This is a genomic window from Pseudoalteromonas sp. S1650 (genome assembly GCF_005887195.1).
GTDB lineage: Bacteria > Pseudomonadota > Gammaproteobacteria > Enterobacterales > Alteromonadaceae > Pseudoalteromonas > Pseudoalteromonas simplex.
In genome coordinates this window covers 1-16802 of record NZ_PNDF01000068.1, presented here as the reverse complement: position 1 = coordinate 16802, position 16802 = coordinate 1, and the positions used below count along the sequence as shown (strand labels likewise).

The following is a 16802-nucleotide window of genomic DNA, read 5'->3' as shown; positions in this document are numbered from 1 at the left end:
TTTATTAATTAGGTGTTAATACAGTGTATTAACCAATTAGTTAAAAAATGACCAATAAGCAAGTTTTAATGATAATAAATGTTTATTTTGGTGCAGAAATAACAACTATAATCAGCGCGTTATTTAATGTTTAGGAGTAAAAACGAAATATAAAAAGAGAGGAAAACTGCGCCATATAAGGCTTTAAATGAAGAGTAAGGATTCACAAATCCTAATTAAGTAGTAAAATTTCAGCGGCGCACCAAATTGAGTCAATTTGATGCACCAAATTGGGAAAAGTTACATCCAATCAGCGTTACGAATAACCCCAACAGCTAACCCCTCGATGTTGAACGACTCGTGCTCAAGATCAACCTCAATAGGCGAAAACTCTTCGTTCTCAGCGTGTAAAAGTACTTTGCGACCCGCTTTTTCTAGACGCTTAACTGTTACATCTTCATCGACTCGAGCTACAACTACTTGCCCGTTTTCAGCAACTTGTGTTCTGTGTACTGCAAGCAAATCGCCATCCATAATACCAATGTCTTTCATACTCATGCCATTTACACGCAGTAAGAAATCGGCTGCAGGCTTAAATAATGAAGGATCAACTTGGCAGTGACTTTCAACATGTTCTTGCGCCAAAATAGGTTCACCGGCTGCAACACGGCCAATTAAAGGTAAGCCTAATTGCTCTGGCTCATCTTCTTCAATTAACTGAATACCGCGACTCGCCCCAGGCTTCATTTTGATCATGCCTTTTTTAGCCAGTGCTTTTAGGTGTTCTTCAGCAGCGTTGGCACTTTTAAAACCTAATGTTTGAGCTATTTCAGCACGCGTAGGTGGCATGCCTGTATCTTTAATAAAGACTTTAATTAGTTCTAAAATTTGCGATTGGCGTTTAGTTAATGGGCGCATACAACTGGTTTTCCATACAGTACATTTAACTGTGAGTATATACAGTTATTTGAAAATCGCAAATTTAAATTAACCCCATCATATTGCTACAAAACTAACATTGAACCACACCGAAAGATGCCATAAGGTATTAGCTTTAATTAGCAGGCTAAGGAAACACAATGAGTATTTGGCACCACCCAATCACGTTAGAGCTTTGCAAAGAGCTAGAACAGGGGATCACCGGTCAAGGCACTTTAATGAAAACTATGGGCATTGAGGTAACTGAAATTGGTGATGATTATTTAATGGCAACTATGCCTGCTATTCCTGAGCATCATAACCCTATGGGTATGGTTCATGGCGGAGCAAACGTTGTATTAGCAGAGACAGTGGCAAGCTATGCAGCAAATTTCGTGGTTGATTTCAATAAGTTCTATGCTGTTGGCCAAGAAATTAATGCCAACCACATGAAAGCGTCACGCAAAGGAACGTTAACAGCAACAGCAAGACCGTTGCATTTAGGTAAGCGAACTTCTGTTTGGGATATTAAAATTACCAATGCCGCAGGAGAGCTTTGCTGCGTATCAAGAATGACCGCAGCTGTTGTAGAGCGATAAATTCAGGCTATTTTTCGACAGGATAAATAGTAATTTCAATCCCTGCGCCAATTGCAGAGATACGTAACAAGGTATCGGCATGCAGGGGTTGGTTAAAGCATTTAGGCGAATTACCTGATTCAAAGCCTATATCAAATGTACGCTTTGAGCACGATAACCACTGTTTTAATGCATTGCGCGAGCAAGACTCAATAAGCTCGCAAAGCTGGTTAATGGCTTTATCTGGAGAGCTGATATCTGCGGTTGCTTCAATACGTGCTAGTTGGCGGTATTCATCTTGGTCATAATGTAAAACCATGGCGTTTTTCTTCAAATCAGCAACAAGCGCACTAATATCGTGCTTTGATTCAAGCTCCAGATCTACATTTAAAAATTGAATTTCCGACATACTCTCGTTTTTACCCTCTATTGATATCGACTGAAACTTTAACTCAGTTTTGTATATATACCAAATCTAGAATACAGTTAATGCGACATTATGCCGCATTGGCAATCTAGCTAAACAACCTAAAATAGCGCCCACATAACAATAATAACGGGGTAATAATGAATAAACGCCTGTTTAAGTATGCTCGTAAAGGGCATAAATGGCTTGGCTACTTACTTGCTTTGCAGATCTTTTTTTGGCTCTTAGGAGGGCTGGTAATGAGCTCATTACCACTTGAAAAAGTGCATGGTAAGCATCTGGCTAATCGCAGTTTAAGTAGCCCATTTTTATTGTCGGACTACCCTGCTTCAATTGATAAAATAACAGCGCAATTTGAGCAAATCGAAGGTATTAAATATAGCCACTTTCTAAATACACCGATTATAGAAGTAACAACCTCTAGCGGTACATTCAACTTTGATGGTAGAACAGGTGCTAAAATGCCTGCACCGAGTAAAGCGCAAATCATTGAAAATGCGCAAGCTCACCTGCTTATTGACGCAAAAATAACGCAAGCGCAGTTATTAACAAAAGGGCCTAGAGAAGTCGGTCACAAAGCCAATGTTTGGCAAGTAAGCTTTGATGATTGGCGATCAACAACCTTATATTTAGATAGCCAAACCGGTAACCTTATTACTGTGCGCAGCACCCTGTGGCGCATTTTCGACTTTTTCTGGATGCTACACATTATGGATTATGATGAGCGTGAGAACTTTAACAATCCACTACTCATCAGCTTCTCGGCCACCAGCGTACTATTTTGTATTACAGGAGTTCTCTTGTTACTACAAAACGTTCGAATTAAACGTAAAAAGCCAGCTACACGTGTTGGTCAATCAAAATAGGATTGCCATCTGGGTCGGTGATAATAAAACTCGCGTCACCGGCCTTTTGTATTTCTAATCCTTGTTGCTGAAATTGTGCAGCTAATTGCTCAAAGGTTGCAAATTCATCCAAAGCTTCAGCATTTTGATCCCACCCTGGGTTAAAGGTCAGCATGGTTTTGTCGAACATACCTTGAAACAAACCAATTAAATGTTCACCGTTTTTCATAATTAGCCAATGCTGTTCTATCTCCCCAGCAAACTCGTTGAAACCTAGCTTTTCATAAAACTGCTTTGAAGCACGAATATCTTTGACATTTAAACTCACTGAGAAGGCACCTAATAACATAGTTGTAATTCCTTTAATTAAAACGGCCTAACAACTATAGCTGAGTTGAAAAACTTTTCATTTTTAGAATAGTCGCTCTAAAATAGCGCTTCCTGTAGTTCACTGATGTGATGGATATGCGTTTATTTCTATACTTAGCCCTGTGTTTTATTTTCACTTTTCCTATATCCGCTAAAGAATTTTCGAGCTTTTACAGTGCCAAAAAGCATTTAATTAAGAACCTACCAAGCAACAATAAAAGCTTATATTGTGGCTGCGACATAAAGCGCCAAGGTAAAAAACTTGTGCCAGATCCTGATGCGTGTGGTTATATTCCTAGAAACCCTGTCACCCGCTCAGGAAAAGAGAATGCCCGCGCAAAAAGAATAGAGTGGGAGCATATTGTGCCTGCCTGGGAGTTTGGTCATCAATTACAATGATGGCAAGATGGCGGTCGTAAAAACTGTAAAAAGGTCAGTGCGAAATTCCGTCAAATGGAAGCCGACATTAATAACCTTGCCCCTGCTATAGGCGAGATCAATGCTGACCGTTCAAACTTTCGCTACGGCATGGTGTCAACATCAAGTGCAAGTTACGGAGCATGCCCTGTAAAAATCGACTTTAAGCAGCGCGTATTTGAGCCACCCATTTATGCAAGAAAGCAAATAGCCGATACCTATTTTTATATGCAAAAAACCTATGGCTTAAAAATATCAGACAAACAACGCAAGCTATTTGAATCGTGGCAAAAGCTTGAAATAGCTGAAATTAGCAATCGTAAGTTACTCTAATAGTGAAATTCTTATGGGCTTCTAAAGTACAAAAAGAGCTCCGTATTTCACTTCCTGATCTAGAGCGCGAAGTTAACTAACAAAAAAGGCGCAGCTTCAGCTACGCCTTTTACATCATAAGCTTTGGTGAGGGCCAAACACCTCGTAGTGAATGCGTTCACTTGCAACCCCAATACTTAGTAGTTGCTCTTTGATCATTGCCATAAAGGCGATAGGGCCACACAGGTAAAAGTCACCTTTACTAATTGGTAAGCTGTCAGCGATGTGGTTTACATCCATCAAGCCCGCAAAATCGCCCCCCTTGCCATCTTTAAACCAGGTAACACAATGTAATGAAGCGTGCGCTTGTTGTTGCTTAAATAAATACTCTTTAAAGGCAAACTGCGTCTCACTGTCGCAAGCATGTAGATAATGGATTGACTGGTTAGGTTGATTACTTAATAGTGTTTCTAGCATCGCCATCATTGGGGTTTGACCAACACCCGCAGAAATCAATACAACAGGCGAGTCGATTTCGCGAAGCACAAAGTCGCCTGCAGGTGGGTAAATTTCTACCTCATCCCCCTCAGTTAAGCTGTGTAGGTAGTTAGATACCAAGCCTTCTTCTTTAACGCTAATTCGGTAATTGTGGCCATTACTTTGCTGTGATAAAGAGTATTGCCTAACTTGCGTTAAATCACTGTTTGCTGGCGTTACTTTAATTCCTAAATATTGGCCCGGTAAATACGCCACAACAGGCTTTGCATCGGCAGGCGTTAATATGAAACTGCAAATTTGCGATGACTCCATACGTTTTTCTGTAATTGTGAAAGTACGAGTACCAAACCAACCTCCCGGTGCCTTTTTGGTTTTTTGATATAGCGACATCTCCTCATTGATACATACATCCGCTAATAATGAATAGGCTTCACGCCATGCATACTCGACCTCAGGAGTAAATTGTTCTGGCAATAACTCTTTTAAAGTCGCAATCAGATGTCCACCAACAATAGGATAATGCTCTGGCAAAATATGGTAACTGGTGTGTTTATGATTAATGCGCGCAAGCGCACCTTTTAACACTGCCAAGTTATCAATATTTGCCGCGTAGGCAGCTAAGGCATTAAATAGCGCAAATTGCTGAGAGCCCGATTGCTGATGCGTCATATTAAAAATATTTTTAAGCTCTGGGTTGTAGCTAAACATACGATCATAAAAATACTCAGTCACTTGAGGGCCTGCTTGTGCAAGCAACGGCAAAGTACTTTTAACAATCTGGATCGTTTTTTCAGATAACATAGTTTTTCCTATTGGAGAGATTAACCGCGGCGACCATCAACACGACGATTCACTAAGATGGGCGCACAATGAAATAAAAATAAGCTAAAGCCAGCAACCCACAGCAACGCACTTAACTGCCATGCAAGGTGATGACCTAAATAAACGGGAAGTAACGAACGTACAATGGCAGCTATCACAATGAGTACAAATGCCAAACTAATGTACGCAGGGGCTTGTAATGCGCGCCCAGTGTGACCATGAGAGACACGTACCATCATGGCGATGATCATCACACCTATGGTGCCAACAGTGATCAGATGAAGCGCATCTTTGAATAAGATAATTGGGCTGAAATAGCTCAGCGCGACGAGTATTAAACCAACCGATAAAGCCCAATAAGCCACGTGTAATGACCATAGCAAAGGCACTTTTAGAATGCCTTTATGCCACCACAAAACACACCGGGCTGAATGTAAACAAGCAAGCCAAGCAAAAACCCAACCGGTGCTCATTGCGCTAAAAAATAGCTGACTCATAAAAAACCACGCAATGGCGAAAAATGAGCTAAATACGACTAATTTATCGAGCTTGGGGGCTCTAACTTGTTCACTTAGGTTAAGGCCGCGCGCGGTAAAAAATGGCACAACTCGCCCAGCCACAACACCAACTAGCAGTGTCATGATAAGTACAGCGGTATCAACAACCCCCAGTGCCAGCGACATTTTATTAAGTACAACTAAGCTCAAAAAAATCACATTGAGCGCACAGAGCAAAGATGCGATGACAACAAATAAGTAGTTATGGCTGCTTTTTGCCTGTATCAGCATGTCAGCTAGAATAATAATTCCAGCTAGCCACCAAACGAGTTGTAGCGCACTAACAATATAAAGGTTTAGCTGCTCGAACCCTGCAATCTCAATAAAAAAACTAAACCTTGCAGCAAGCCAAATCATGCTAAGCAAACAAAGCTTAATACCACTTACACTCGCCACACCTGTCCATGTTTGTGCGGCGGTTAGCAAAAAGCCCATGGCAACCACGCCTGCAAAGCCAAACAGCATTTCGTGAGCATGCCAAAGCGTTGCGGGCATTGTTAGGTGCCACGGTGCATAGCCCGCCAAGATTAAAAACCAGTAACTCATAGCAAATACAGCTAAGGCACCTGCCGCCAAGAAAAAAGGCCGAAATGCTAATGCCCATAACGGCCACTGGCTGAGTTGATAAAATTTGATCTTAGTTGGCATAGGTTCAGTTAAATTAATGACTTTCATTCGTGCTCTCAGCGTTTAATTTCCCCAGCTATTGCACAGTTCAAGCCAAAAATAAAAACCTTTAAATATCAATGCGTTAAATTTGGACGCTTGATAAATAAGTCAAAATGACACACCATTAAAAGCATCAATAAAACACATTCAGGTCAAATTGACATGATGCTCAAAAAATCCCTTCTTGATGTTGCACTTGCACTTACCAAAGCAAGCAGTGTTGATCATAATTTCAGTTATCTGTTGAGTTGCATTAATGATTGGCTTGAATGTGATGCAGTTGCCTTATTATTGAAACAAGGCGATGTGTTAAAGCCCGTAGCCCTTCATGGGTTGTCGGACGATACGTTAGGAAGACGCTTTAAAATAGCGGAGCATCCGCGCTTATTTGAAATATGCCGTGGCAGTGAACCGCTAAAATTTGCCAAAGACTGTGGCCTACCCGACCCCTACGATGGTTTATTACAAAGCCAGCATGGCGACTTTCCTGTTCATGCCTGCATGGGCGTGCCGCTGCTGAGTAGCAAAGATAACAACGAACTATTGGGTGTTTTGACCTTTGATAGTTTAGATGAACATGCCTTTGACGCTTTAGCAATGAACGAGCTCAATCAACTAAAACAGCTAGCTGCAGGCTATGTTGAGCATGCCCTAACCTTGCAGCATTTTATGCAACACGCACAGCACAGCCATCAAGTTGCGCAGCAGCTTAACCTTGAGGCACTAACACGAGAAGGTGTCGAAATTATTGGTAATAGCCAAGCAATGCAGACCCTTAAAAATGATATTCAGCTGGTGGCTGCCTCAGAATTTAGCGTTTTAATACAAGGCGACACAGGCGTCGGTAAAGAACTCGTTGCGCGCAATATCCATTTAAACTCAAAACGCCGTGACATGCCGTTGATCCACTTAAACTGCGCATCGTTACCAGAGAACTTAGCCGAAAGTGAATTTTTTGGTCACAGTAAAGGCGCATTTACTGGCGCACATACTGCGCGTCAGGGTAAGTTTCAACTCGCCGATGGCGGCACGCTATTTTTAGATGAAATCGGCGAACTTCCGCTTGCCATGCAAAGTAAGTTATTGCGTGTATTACAAAGTGGTGAAGTACAAACGGTGGGGGAAGATCAAAGCCGTTATGTTGATGTCAGAGTGATTGCAGCAACCAATCGCGATTTAAAACAAGAAGTCGCTGCGGGGCGCTTTCGTGCAGATCTTTATCACCGATTAAGCGTTTACCCATTGCATGTTGCACCACTAAAAGAGCGCGATAACGATGTTATTTTATTAGCAGGCTTTTTTATTGAGCAAACATCTAAAAAACTGGCAATTAAGCAACTTAAGCTTAGTAGCGATACACAATTACTACTGCGTCAATATGATTGGCCAGGCAATGTGAGAGAGCTTGAACATGTGATCAGTCGCGCAGCACTCAAAGCCAAACAACAGCAATGGCAACAAAGCATTGTCACAATCGAGCCTGAACATTGTGATATTGCTAAAACCGCCGTTGCCGCACCAAGCCCTGTTGCAGTTAACGAACAAAAAGCCACTCGCTTATCGCTGAAAGAGGCAACTGACGCTTTTAGTTATCAATTGATTATGCAACAACTTGAACTACATAACCTAAACTGGGCTGCCACAGCACGTAGCTTAAGTGTTGATAGAGCCAACCTTGTGCGCCTAGCCAAACGGCTAGGCATTAGCGTTAAAAAGTCTGTTTAAGCTTTTAAATCTTTAAAATAGGCTTTTAAAAGCTGACTAAATGCTTGGACTTTGGCTGTGCGATGCACCAAGTGATGCGTTACCAGCCAAAGATCCGTTGGCCAGTTTAGCTCTTTAGGAAGCACTGGCAGCAGATCAGGGTATTGGCTTGCCACTTCATGCTGTAAACCACCAATTCCTAAGCCCCTCACAATCGCCCGTGTAGCTTCTGATGTTTCAGACACCCGTAGCTTAATTTGCGAAGGTTCAATGTGTTGATCAACCCATGCAAAATAAGGCACTTTACCGTTATAGCCAGCCACCCCAGAGACAAAACTATGCTGCTGCAACTGCTCAATATTCTTTGGCATGCCATACTTTTCAATATAACTTTTAGAGGCATAAAACCCTGACGAAAGTTCAGCTAAATGCTGGGCAATATAGTCGCCTTCATCAGGCCGAGGACCTGCTCGCACGGCAATGTGTGCCTGACCGTGATCAAGACGTAAGCGGTTTTGATCAAGAATAACTTCGAGCTGCACTTGCGGGTGCAGGCTTTGAAACTGTTCGCAGACATCACTAAGCACATCAATAAAACCACTGACCGTAGTTAATAATAAACTGCCTCGCAGTTGGCTATCAGCGGCAATAATATCGTTGTGAAGTTTTTCAAGTTCAGCGTTAATCGATTTTGCAGTCGCAAACAACTTAGCGCCTATTTCTGTCACTGTATAGCCACGGGCATGACGGTGGAATAACCGCGCGTCAAGGTTATCTTCTAAATTGTTGATTCTTCTAAGCACTGTGCTGTGATGAACACCTAAAGATTCGGCAGCAGCGGTTAACGTACCGAGCCTTGCCACCTCAAAAGCGACTTTTACATCTTGCCAATCATCAAATTGAATCGCCATAACGGCTCCTTGTGTGCATATACGCACATAAGTTTTGCGTTTATTTGGCTTTTCTGCAAGCTGTTTTTTGCTACAGTGAGTATATCAACAGTGAAGCTTAAAAAAGGAAGCCATCATGACAGCACCAAAAATTATTGCCCTAGCAGGCAGTCTACGTAAAGACAGCTTTAATCAAAAACTGATTAATGAAGCTGCGCGCTTCGCCCTCGAAAGTGGTGCTGAAGTAGAAGTGATTAAATTAAGCGATTTAAACTTACCTTTATTTGACGAAGATATTGAAGCGCAAGGTACACCTGCTGGCGCACAATTATTGAAAGATAAGCTTCGCGCAGCTGACGGTATTTTATTAGCAAGCCCAGAATATAATGGCTCAATTACAGCACCACTTAAAAACGCAATCGATTGGGCATCTCGTACAGAGCAAGGTGCAGTGCCTGCTTTTCGAAATAAAGTCACAGCACTTTATGCATCGTCACCGGGTGGTTTAGGTGGCTTACGTGGTTTAAATCACGTACGTGATATTTTATCGGGTATTGGTAGTTTAGTGCTTGCAGATCAACTTGCAGTGCCTGCTATCCACAGCAAATTAGATGAGCAAGGCCGCATCAGCGATGCTGATACAGCCGATAAAGTTGCCAGCCTTGCCCAGCAACTTGTGAGCGTAGCGAGCAAATTAAATAAATAATTGCTAGCCTAGTTTTATCGCTACTAACTTAGCTTTGTCGCTGCTAGCTTAGCAGCGATAAAGTCTTCATGAGTTACATACAGCAAGCTTGCGACGCGGCGAATAACCATTTCTTCATGCTTATCTAAATTGCCATCTGCGTAGGCTAAACGCCACAACAGCTCGATGATATCAATACGCTGCTCGGCGCTGCACTGGGCATTAATTTGCTTTGAAAACTGAAAATAATCTATTGCATCATCTAGGCTTTGCGATGCACTTGCAACTAACTCTTGAACCTCTTCCTCGTTAAGCGAGAAATACTTCTTTAAGGTCTCATTCAGGGTCTGTTGCTCATCATCTTGTAACTCATTATCTGCACGCATAACCTCAATCAATAACGCAGCAACGGCGGTTTTTAGGTCATGCTCAGTAATGCTAGATTGGGTATCATTCAGCGCTGAAAACAGCTGTTTTATTTTATTGAGCATCACATTTTCCCTTTTTGGGTGTTAGACTACATGTAAGACGTAACGTTACCTTAGTTTGACTATGGATGCTAATTCAGGTTCAACATCACGATGAAACAAGGTATTAATCACATGGAGTTAAGTGTTTATGAGTGAACTGAGAAGTACACAAGCACTATTAATTAGCGCCGTTTTAATGTTAGCGGGGTGCAGTAATGCACAAGCAGCAAAAGGCGAAACCGAAAAGCTCTATGACTTCGACGAAAAAGTCCATTACTACCAAACTAAATTGGCCGACGGCCGCTACCACCTCGAAATTCAGTCTGACGACTACAAGCACTTTCGCAATCAAAGCGTATTCTTACTGCGCCATGCAAGTCGCTTATGTAGAGACAAACCTTTTATGCTAAGAGTGACTGATGGGGTGCAGGAGTATGAACGTTTTCCAACTAAACCACGCGCCTATCAGCCACCTTTAACGGTTGTTTTACAGTGTGAAGACGAAGCTAAATAGTACTAGTCTTCATATCCCCACGGCGCGCTTGGCGGCGTGATAGGTTTTGTTAAGTCAAAATCAACGCGAAACTCACGTCCTTCACGCACTAAGCGATACGTAAATTGCTTTGGATAAATATACATTTGCCACGTGTTACCCATTGATTGGGGAATACCTTGACTCACAAACAACTCTTTTGAATACTGATCAGCCGGGAACGACTGTGCGTTAGCAAAACCCGCATCAAGAGTATGCCCACCATACATGGTTGATTTATCATCGCTGCCATCTTTATGGCGATGGTCATGCTTTAAACTAAGTCCACTGCCCGTTTTTGTGATGATCCAAGTACGAGATGCATCATCCCCTACATGAAATGGCACTTGTAACTCACGCTCGTTACAACGACGTACATGCATTACTAACTTTTTGCCCGCAAATGAGCTCGGGCCAGCTGCGTTATCAACGCTCACTTTACCTTCGTAAGCTTTACCGCAATGGGCAGCAATATTATCAAAAAAGCCATCATGGCTTGGAATTGACACTAACGGTGCAGGTCGCGCAGCTGCTACTGTGATGCTGCCAAGAGCATCGATGCCACTAAATATTTCATGGTGTGTTCCCTAAATAAAATTTTGCTTAGACTAATTGTTTAAAGGCCATAAAGAAAACAATTACGATAAAAAACAAAAAAACGCGACCTTGGCCGCGTTTAGGTTCACATGGAAAAAACAGGTTATTGCCAAGGGCGTTCTGCTGCAAGTTGCTGCTCAAAGGCATCAATTTGGCTGTTAAGTGTTTCAGTCACACCGATAAAGTCTAAGCCACTTAATAAACGCTCTTTAATGTCATGGCGAATATCAAAGTGAATAGTGTCAAACTTATCGCTACGAAGTTGTTGGTTTTCTAAATCAACTTCGATATGAATATCATCATGCTGTTCACTCAGCACAAATAATTGCTCAAGTGTTTCTGCTGGTAATGCGATAGCAAGCATTTGGTTATTGCCGCAGTTATTAAAGAAAATATCGGCAAAGCTTTCCGCTAAGATAACTTCAAAACCATATTGCTTTAATGCCCATGGCGCGTGCTCACGCGATGAACCACAACCAAAGTTGTCGCGAGTTAAAAGAACTTGCGCACCTTGGTAACAAGGACGATTCAAAATAAACTCAGGGTTTGGCTCACCGTTATCTAAATAACGCCAATCGTAAAAAAGCGCCGCATCAAAGCCATCACGGCTGGTCGAAGTTAAAAACTGCTTTGGAATAATTTGGTCAGTATCAACATTGTTTTTATCTAACGGGGCCATTAAGCCACTAAAAAATACGCTCATTAGGCTTCTCCTCTGATATCAACAAAACGACCATGAATTGCCGCTGCCGCAGCCATTGCTGGGCTCACTAAGTGAGTGCGGCCACCGCGACCTTGGCGACCTTCAAAGTTACGATTAGAGGTCGACGCACAGCGTTTACCGGCTTCTAATCTGTCGTCATTCATTGCTAAGCACATTGAACAACCTGGTTCACGCCATTCAAAGCCAGCTGCTTTGAAGATATCTGCAAGGCCTTCGTCTTCAGCTTGTTTTTTTACAAGGCCAGAACCAGGAACAATCAGCGCTTCAACACCCGCTGCAACCTGCTTACCTTCAACAATTTGCGCAGCAGCACGTAAATCTTCAATTCGGCTATTTGTACATGAGCCAATAAATACGGTATCAACAGTCGCAGAAGACAATTTATCACCGGCTTTTAAACCCATATATTTTAGTGCGCTACGTATTGCATCAGCTTTGATTAGGTCTGGTTCTTGCTCAGGATCAGGAATGAATTCATCTACGCCAATCACTTGCTCAGGGCTGGTACCCCACGTAATTTGCGGTTGAATATCAGCAGCCTCTAATTCAACAACATGATCAAACTCTGCGCCTTCATCAGTTTTTAGTGTTTGCCAGTAGGCAACGGCACTATCAAAGTCAGCACCTTGTGGTGAAAATGGGCGACCTTTTAAATAATCATAAGTTGTTTGATCTGGCGCGATTAAACCCGCTTTTGCGCCCATTTCAATACTCATATTACAAAGCGTCATACGCGCTTCCATAGACAGCGCTTCGATCCCTTCACCACAAAACTCAGCAACATAGCCAGTACCACCCGCAGTGCCTAATTTACCAATCACCGCCATGATTAAATCTTTGGCAGTAACGGTTGGACGTAGGCGACCATTTATTTGAATTTTTAATGACTTGGCTTTTTTCTGCTGCAGTGTTTGAGTGGCTAGAACATGCTCAACTTCTGAAGTACCAATACCGTGCGCTAGTGCACCAAATGCACCATGGGTAGAGGTATGGCTGTCACCACACACTATGGTTGTGCCCGGTAAGGTAATGCCCTGTTCAGGCCCCATTACATGCACAATACCTTGATTAATCGAATTTAAATCATAAAGTTGAATACCAAACTCTTTACAGTTTGCATACAGTGCCATTAATTGATTTTTCGACACTTCACTCGCAGCATCTAATGAGCGACTTTTTGTTGAAACATTATGGTCCATAGTCGCAAAGGTTTTTTCTGGGCAACGTACTTTGCGGTTTTTCTCACGTAAACCAGCAAAGGCTTGCGGCGATGTAACTTCATGAACTAGGTGACGGTCGATATAAAGTAAATCGGTTTGATCATTTATACTGGCGACTACATGAGCTTGCCAAATTTTATCGTATAAGGTTTGGGCCACTTGCTATTCCCTCATTTTAGTTACGCTGAGTGACGAGCTCAGCGCAAACAATTTTTAATTAAATACGTGCCACAATTGCCGCAGCAACATCACTGGTGGTGTACCCTGCATTTGGGTAGATATCTGGCGTACCAACACCTGCTTCAACCGCTTCTGCCACCGCTTTTTCAATCGTACGAGCCGCTTCATCTTGACCTAGTGAGTAGCGCAACATAAGCGCAGCACTTAAAATTTGCGCGATTGGGTTTGCCACCCCTTTACCAGCGATATCAGGTGCTGAGCCACCAGCTGGCTCATACAAACCAAAGCCAGACTGATTTAAACTCGCTGATGGTAATAAGCCCATAGAGCCTGTGATCATCGCGCACTCATCAGACAAAATGTCGCCAAATAAGTTATCGCAAAGTAATACATCAAACTGGCTTGGCTGTTTTACTAACTGCATTGCCGCGTTATCAACATAAATGTAGTCAAGGCTTACTTCTGGGTAATCTTTGCTTACTTCAGAGACCACTTCACGCCAAAGTACGCTGGTCGCTAACACATTCGCTTTATCAACCGAGGTAACATGATTACTACGCAGCTTAGCGGCTTCAAATGCAAAGCGTGCGATGCGCTCAATTTCTTTACGTGAATATGTTTGGGTATCGAAAGCGGCTTCTTGCTCACCTTCGCCACTGCGGCCTTTTTCACCGAAATAAATACCGCCGGTTAGCTCGCGCACACATAAGATATCAAAGCCTTGTGCGCTGATATCTGCACGAAGTGGTGACGCAGCACTTAGTGCTGGTAATAATTGTGCTGGGCGTAAATTACAGAACAAACCAAAATGCTTGCGCAATGGCAACAGTGAAGCTCGCTCTGGCTGCTCATTCGGCGGTAAGTTTTCCCACTTAGGGCCGCCTACCGAGCCAAATAAAATCGCATCGGCATTTTCGCAGGCACTCAGTGTGCTTTGCGGCAGTGCCTGACCAAACTCATCAATGGCAGCACCTCCAATCGCGTGGTGATGACGAGTCAAAGTAAAACCAAACTTTTCGCTTACAGCATCCAAGACGGTTTCTGCTGCTGCCATAACTTCTGGACCAATCCCGTCGCCTGCTAATACTGCGATACTGTAATTCGATTGACTCATCCTGCTTTCCTCTGTTGTTTTAAATCAGACACTTTTTGTGCACGATAAATTAAGTTATAAACGCGGATCATGGCGCGTACTGACGCTTCTACCACATCCGCTGCAATGCCCGCGCCGTGATATGGGCGACCATCGTATTTAGCGATAATATTCACTTGCCCTAGCGAGCTGGCACCTTGGCCTGTTGCTTCTAGGTTGTATTCAATCATCTCAACCGACATACCCGTTAAGCGCTCAATTGCTAAGAATGATGCTTCTACAGGGCCATTCCCTGTTGCGGCCTCTTGCTTTGACTCACCATCAATTGTCATGCCGATTGTTGAGCTCGCCACCGATTGTGAGTTAGACGTCGAGTTAACAAACTCAAGTTGATATTTTTCGTCTTTATCTTTGATTTGATTAAAGTAAATCATCGCTTCTAAGTCGTAGTCATACACAGTGCCTTTTTGGTCTGCTAATGCTAAGAAGCTGCTGTATAAGCTATCCATATCGTAATCAGATTTTTGATAGCCTAACTCTTCTAAACGATGCTCAATAACATGACGACCTGAACGCGAAGTCATGTTTAATTGGTTATTTGGTACACCAACACTTTCTGGCGACATAATTTCGTAAGTGTTTTGTGCTTTTAATACGCCGTCTTGGTGGATCCCTGAGCTGTGTGCAAAGGCGTTTTCACCAACAATTGCTTTGTTTGGTTGCACTGGCATATTACAAATCTTCGCGACTTGGCGCGAAGCACGGTAAATCTCTTCACTGCGAATATCAGTATGCACTTTCAAGTGGTCTTCACGCATCTTCATGATCATCGCCACTTCTTCAAGCGAGCAGTTACCTGCGCGCTCACCAATACCATTAATCGTACATTCGATTTGGCGAGCACCGGCTTGTACCGCTGCGATTGAGTTAGCAACCGCTAAACCTAAATCGTTATGGCAATGCACGCTTAAACGCGCCTTGTCGATATTTGGCACATTGTTCATTAAGTGATGGATCATCGCAGCGTATTCGTCTGGCGTTACATAGCCTACGGTGTCAGGTAAGTTGATAGTTGATGCACCCGCATCAATAGCGCTTTCAACGATGCGGCATAAATCCCAATGCGGTGTACGACCTGCATCTTCACACGAAAACTCAACGTCATCGGTGTAGTTACGCGCAAGTTTAATCGACTTAACAGCCATTGCCGTTGCATCGTCTAAGCTCATACGTAATTTGTGTTCAAGGTGTAATGGGCTGGTTGCAATAAATGTATGAATACGGCCCTGCTCTGCCGGGCGAAGTGCTTCACCACATGCTTCAATATCTTTTGCTACTGCACGTGCTAAGCCACAAATAATCGGCCCTTTCACTTCAGTCGCAATGCGCTGTACAGAGCGAAAATCTGCCGGGCTAGATACCGGAAAACCCACTTCCATTACATCCACATTTAAGCGGCTAATGGTATGCGCAAGTTGAATTTTGTCGTCTTCGGTTAGGCTCGCTTTTAATGCTTGCTCACCATCACGTAACGTTGTGTCAAAAATCCAAACCTTATCTTTCATAAACTGTCCTCGTTCCCAATGACCCATTAGCGAGATAAAAAAAACCCCGCGGTTGCGGGGTTTTTTAATGTTCTACAAATGCAAATACACTAAGCCCCGCTCACTGATTTAAGCAGTAAGAGGTTTAGTTTTAATGTAATTGAATGTGTAATTTGCATCTTAATTTACTAAATGTGTGTTCAGTGGCTGTATTTTTAACATTCAAAAAACCAGCTTGCAAGCATAATTTTTCCACAAAATCGATTTTTAAATCGCGTTAATGAAATTAAAAATCCATAAAAGCACGCTTTAAAGGTTAATTAAACCCAATTGAATGCATTGAACGTTTAAAGTTTCGGAAGGTAAAGCTTCTATTGCTTAGATTAACTTTTAAATGTGACAGTTATCACATACACATAAAGTAACAGTACGAGGAAAAAATCTAATTATTTAGTGAGGTGCTCTAAAAACATCATTGATTCTCACGCCACTGCGCTTGCCCTGAGCCAAGCTCATGTAATACACGACCTGTGAACCCTGCTGAAGGTGTATTTGATAGCCACACTTTTATTTCACCGGTCTCACCCATACCAATAATTAAATAGGGTTTTACATCGTTAAAAACTTTACCTGTGTGCGCAGTGAATGGGGGTAAGTTTTTAACTAATTTATATCCCGCCTTATCTATGGCCACTTCACCGTAATAAATTCTATTTTCTGATTTATCGAGCCATTCAACCGCCACTTTTTCCGGGAATTTTTGGTCGTATAC

The 16802-nt window shown here is 42.6% G+C and carries 16 protein-coding genes and 3 pseudogenes; 6 read left to right on the top strand and 13 right to left on the bottom strand.

Going from position 1 to position 16802, the window contains the following annotated elements:
- Positions 1-279 precede the first annotated feature (279 nt).
- Positions 280-897, bottom strand: a complete 618-nt coding sequence (gene lexA / locus CWB80_RS17850) for a transcriptional repressor LexA (RefSeq protein ID WP_054554457.1) — start codon at positions 895-897, stop codon at positions 280-282.
- 161 nt (positions 898-1058) lie between these two features.
- Between lexA and CWB80_RS17845 the strand changes: the two genes are divergently transcribed.
- The gene (locus CWB80_RS17845) at positions 1059-1496 is read left to right on the top strand and encodes a PaaI family thioesterase (RefSeq protein WP_054554458.1); all 438 of its coding nucleotides are present in this window, start codon (positions 1059-1061) and stop codon (positions 1494-1496) included.
- Between the two features lie 7 nt (positions 1497-1503).
- Here CWB80_RS17845 and CWB80_RS17840 read toward each other — a convergent pair whose 3' ends face one another.
- Positions 1504-1884 (bottom strand): hypothetical protein, encoded by a 381-nt coding sequence (locus tag CWB80_RS17840; protein ID WP_054554459.1) that lies wholly within the window; start codon positions 1882-1884, stop codon positions 1504-1506.
- Positions 1885-2042: 158 nt separating this feature from the next.
- On the opposite strand from CWB80_RS17840, the gene CWB80_RS17835 reads away from it, so the two are divergent.
- Positions 2043-2768, top strand: coding sequence for a PepSY-associated transmembrane domain-containing protein (locus tag CWB80_RS17835; RefSeq protein WP_138601003.1), 726 nt, complete (start codon positions 2043-2045; stop codon positions 2766-2768).
- Here the strand turns inward: CWB80_RS17835 and CWB80_RS17830 are convergent.
- A complete protein-coding gene (locus CWB80_RS17830; protein WP_054554461.1) occupies positions 2743-3096 on the bottom strand; it encodes a VOC family protein in 354 nt (117 codons plus the stop codon). The genes CWB80_RS17835 and CWB80_RS17830 overlap by 26 nt on opposite strands.
- 116 nt (positions 3097-3212) lie before the next feature.
- Between CWB80_RS17830 and CWB80_RS17825 the strand changes: the two are divergent.
- Positions 3213-3866 (top strand): annotated as a pseudogene (locus CWB80_RS17825) (endonuclease).
- A gap of 114 nt (positions 3867-3980) precedes the next feature.
- Here the strand turns inward: CWB80_RS17825 and hmpA are convergent.
- Positions 3981-5144, bottom strand: coding sequence for an NO-inducible flavohemoprotein (gene hmpA, locus CWB80_RS17820; protein WP_138601001.1), 1164 nt, complete (start codon positions 5142-5144; stop codon positions 3981-3983).
- Positions 5145-5164: 20 nt separating this feature from the next.
- Positions 5165-6397, bottom strand: coding sequence for an NnrS family protein (locus tag CWB80_RS17815; RefSeq protein WP_138600999.1), 1233 nt, complete (start codon positions 6395-6397; stop codon positions 5165-5167).
- A 156-nt stretch (positions 6398-6553) separates the two neighbouring features.
- Between CWB80_RS17815 and norR the strand changes: the two genes are divergently transcribed.
- A complete protein-coding gene (gene norR, locus CWB80_RS17810; protein WP_054554465.1) occupies positions 6554-8116 on the top strand; it encodes a nitric oxide reductase transcriptional regulator NorR in 1563 nt (520 codons plus the stop codon).
- On the opposite strand, the gene CWB80_RS17805 is transcribed toward norR, so the two are convergent.
- Positions 8113-9006: a LysR family transcriptional regulator gene (locus CWB80_RS17805; protein WP_054554466.1), complete on the bottom strand. Its 894-nt coding sequence runs from the start codon at positions 9004-9006 to the stop codon at positions 8113-8115. The two genes, norR and CWB80_RS17805, sit on opposite strands and share 4 nt — an antisense overlap.
- Positions 9007-9121: 115 nt before the next feature.
- Here CWB80_RS17805 and CWB80_RS17800 point away from each other — a divergent pair, with 115 nt between their 5' ends.
- Complete coding sequence (locus CWB80_RS17800; protein ID WP_138600997.1) at positions 9122-9691, top strand: NADPH-dependent FMN reductase; 570 nt, start codon at positions 9122-9124, stop codon at positions 9689-9691.
- 23 nt (positions 9692-9714) lie between these two features.
- Here CWB80_RS17800 and CWB80_RS17795 read toward each other — a convergent pair whose 3' ends face one another.
- On the bottom strand, positions 9715-10161 hold the full coding sequence (locus CWB80_RS17795; RefSeq protein ID WP_054554468.1) for a tellurite resistance TerB family protein: 447 nt from the start codon (positions 10159-10161) through the stop codon (positions 9715-9717).
- 175 nt (positions 10162-10336) lie between these two features.
- Between CWB80_RS17795 and CWB80_RS17790 the strand changes: the two genes are divergently transcribed.
- Positions 10337-10654, top strand: coding sequence for a hypothetical protein (locus CWB80_RS17790; protein WP_251603649.1), 318 nt, complete (start codon positions 10337-10339; stop codon positions 10652-10654).
- A gap of 2 nt (positions 10655-10656) precedes the next feature.
- Here the strand turns inward: CWB80_RS17790 and CWB80_RS17785 are convergent.
- The 6 genes and pseudogenes from CWB80_RS17785 to CWB80_RS17760 all read right to left on the bottom strand — a co-directional run.
- Positions 10657-11249: pseudogene (locus CWB80_RS17785) on the bottom strand (hypothetical protein).
- Between the two features lie 123 nt (positions 11250-11372).
- The gene (leuD, locus tag CWB80_RS17780) at positions 11373-11972 is read right to left on the bottom strand and encodes a 3-isopropylmalate dehydratase small subunit (protein ID WP_138600992.1); all 600 of its coding nucleotides are present in this window, start codon (positions 11970-11972) and stop codon (positions 11373-11375) included.
- Positions 11972-13372 (bottom strand): 3-isopropylmalate dehydratase large subunit, encoded by a 1401-nt coding sequence (gene leuC, locus CWB80_RS17775; RefSeq protein WP_138600990.1) that lies wholly within the window; start codon positions 13370-13372, stop codon positions 11972-11974. The genes leuD and leuC overlap by 1 nt, the downstream gene beginning before the upstream one ends.
- A 58-nt stretch (positions 13373-13430) precedes the next feature.
- Positions 13431-14507, bottom strand: coding sequence for a 3-isopropylmalate dehydrogenase (gene leuB, locus CWB80_RS17770; protein WP_054554475.1), 1077 nt, complete (start codon positions 14505-14507; stop codon positions 13431-13433).
- Positions 14504-16051, bottom strand: coding sequence for a 2-isopropylmalate synthase (gene leuA, locus CWB80_RS17765; protein WP_063528590.1), 1548 nt, complete (start codon positions 16049-16051; stop codon positions 14504-14506). Before leuA ends, leuB begins: the two co-directional genes overlap by 4 nt.
- Positions 16052-16502: 451 nt before the next feature.
- Positions 16503-16802, bottom strand: a pseudogene (locus CWB80_RS17760) (DUF2931 family protein); the annotation flags it as partial.

Coding starts and splice junctions, on each gene's coding strand:
- CWB80_RS17790 (WP_251603649.1), top strand. CDS start 10,337: ATGTTAGCGGGGTGCAGTAATGCACAAGCAGCAAAAGGCGAAACCGAA.
- leuD (WP_138600992.1), bottom strand. CDS start 11,972: ATGAGCGTATTTTTTAGTGGCTTAATGGCCCCGTTAGATAAAAACAAT.
- hmpA (WP_138601001.1), bottom strand. CDS start 5,144: ATGTTATCTGAAAAAACGATCCAGATTGTTAAAAGTACTTTGCCGTTG.
- CWB80_RS17815 (WP_138600999.1), bottom strand. CDS start 6,397: ATGAAAGTCATTAATTTAACTGAACCTATGCCAACTAAGATCAAATTT.
- CWB80_RS17805 (WP_054554466.1), bottom strand. CDS start 9,006: ATGGCGATTCAATTTGATGATTGGCAAGATGTAAAAGTCGCTTTTGAG.
- norR (WP_054554465.1), top strand. CDS start 6,554: ATGATGCTCAAAAAATCCCTTCTTGATGTTGCACTTGCACTTACCAAA.
- CWB80_RS17845 (WP_054554458.1), top strand. CDS start 1,059: ATGAGTATTTGGCACCACCCAATCACGTTAGAGCTTTGCAAAGAGCTA.
- lexA (WP_054554457.1), bottom strand. CDS start 897: ATGCGCCCATTAACTAAACGCCAATCGCAAATTTTAGAACTAATTAAA.
- CWB80_RS17840 (WP_054554459.1), bottom strand. CDS start 1,884: ATGTCGGAAATTCAATTTTTAAATGTAGATCTGGAGCTTGAATCAAAG.
- leuA (WP_063528590.1), bottom strand. CDS start 16,051: ATGAAAGATAAGGTTTGGATTTTTGACACAACGTTACGTGATGGTGAG.
- CWB80_RS17830 (WP_054554461.1), bottom strand. CDS start 3,096: ATGTTATTAGGTGCCTTCTCAGTGAGTTTAAATGTCAAAGATATTCGT.
- CWB80_RS17795 (WP_054554468.1), bottom strand. CDS start 10,161: ATGCTCAATAAAATAAAACAGCTGTTTTCAGCGCTGAATGATACCCAA.
- CWB80_RS17835 (WP_138601003.1), top strand. CDS start 2,043: ATGAATAAACGCCTGTTTAAGTATGCTCGTAAAGGGCATAAATGGCTT.
- CWB80_RS17800 (WP_138600997.1), top strand. CDS start 9,122: ATGACAGCACCAAAAATTATTGCCCTAGCAGGCAGTCTACGTAAAGAC.
- leuB (WP_054554475.1), bottom strand. CDS start 14,507: ATGAGTCAATCGAATTACAGTATCGCAGTATTAGCAGGCGACGGGATT.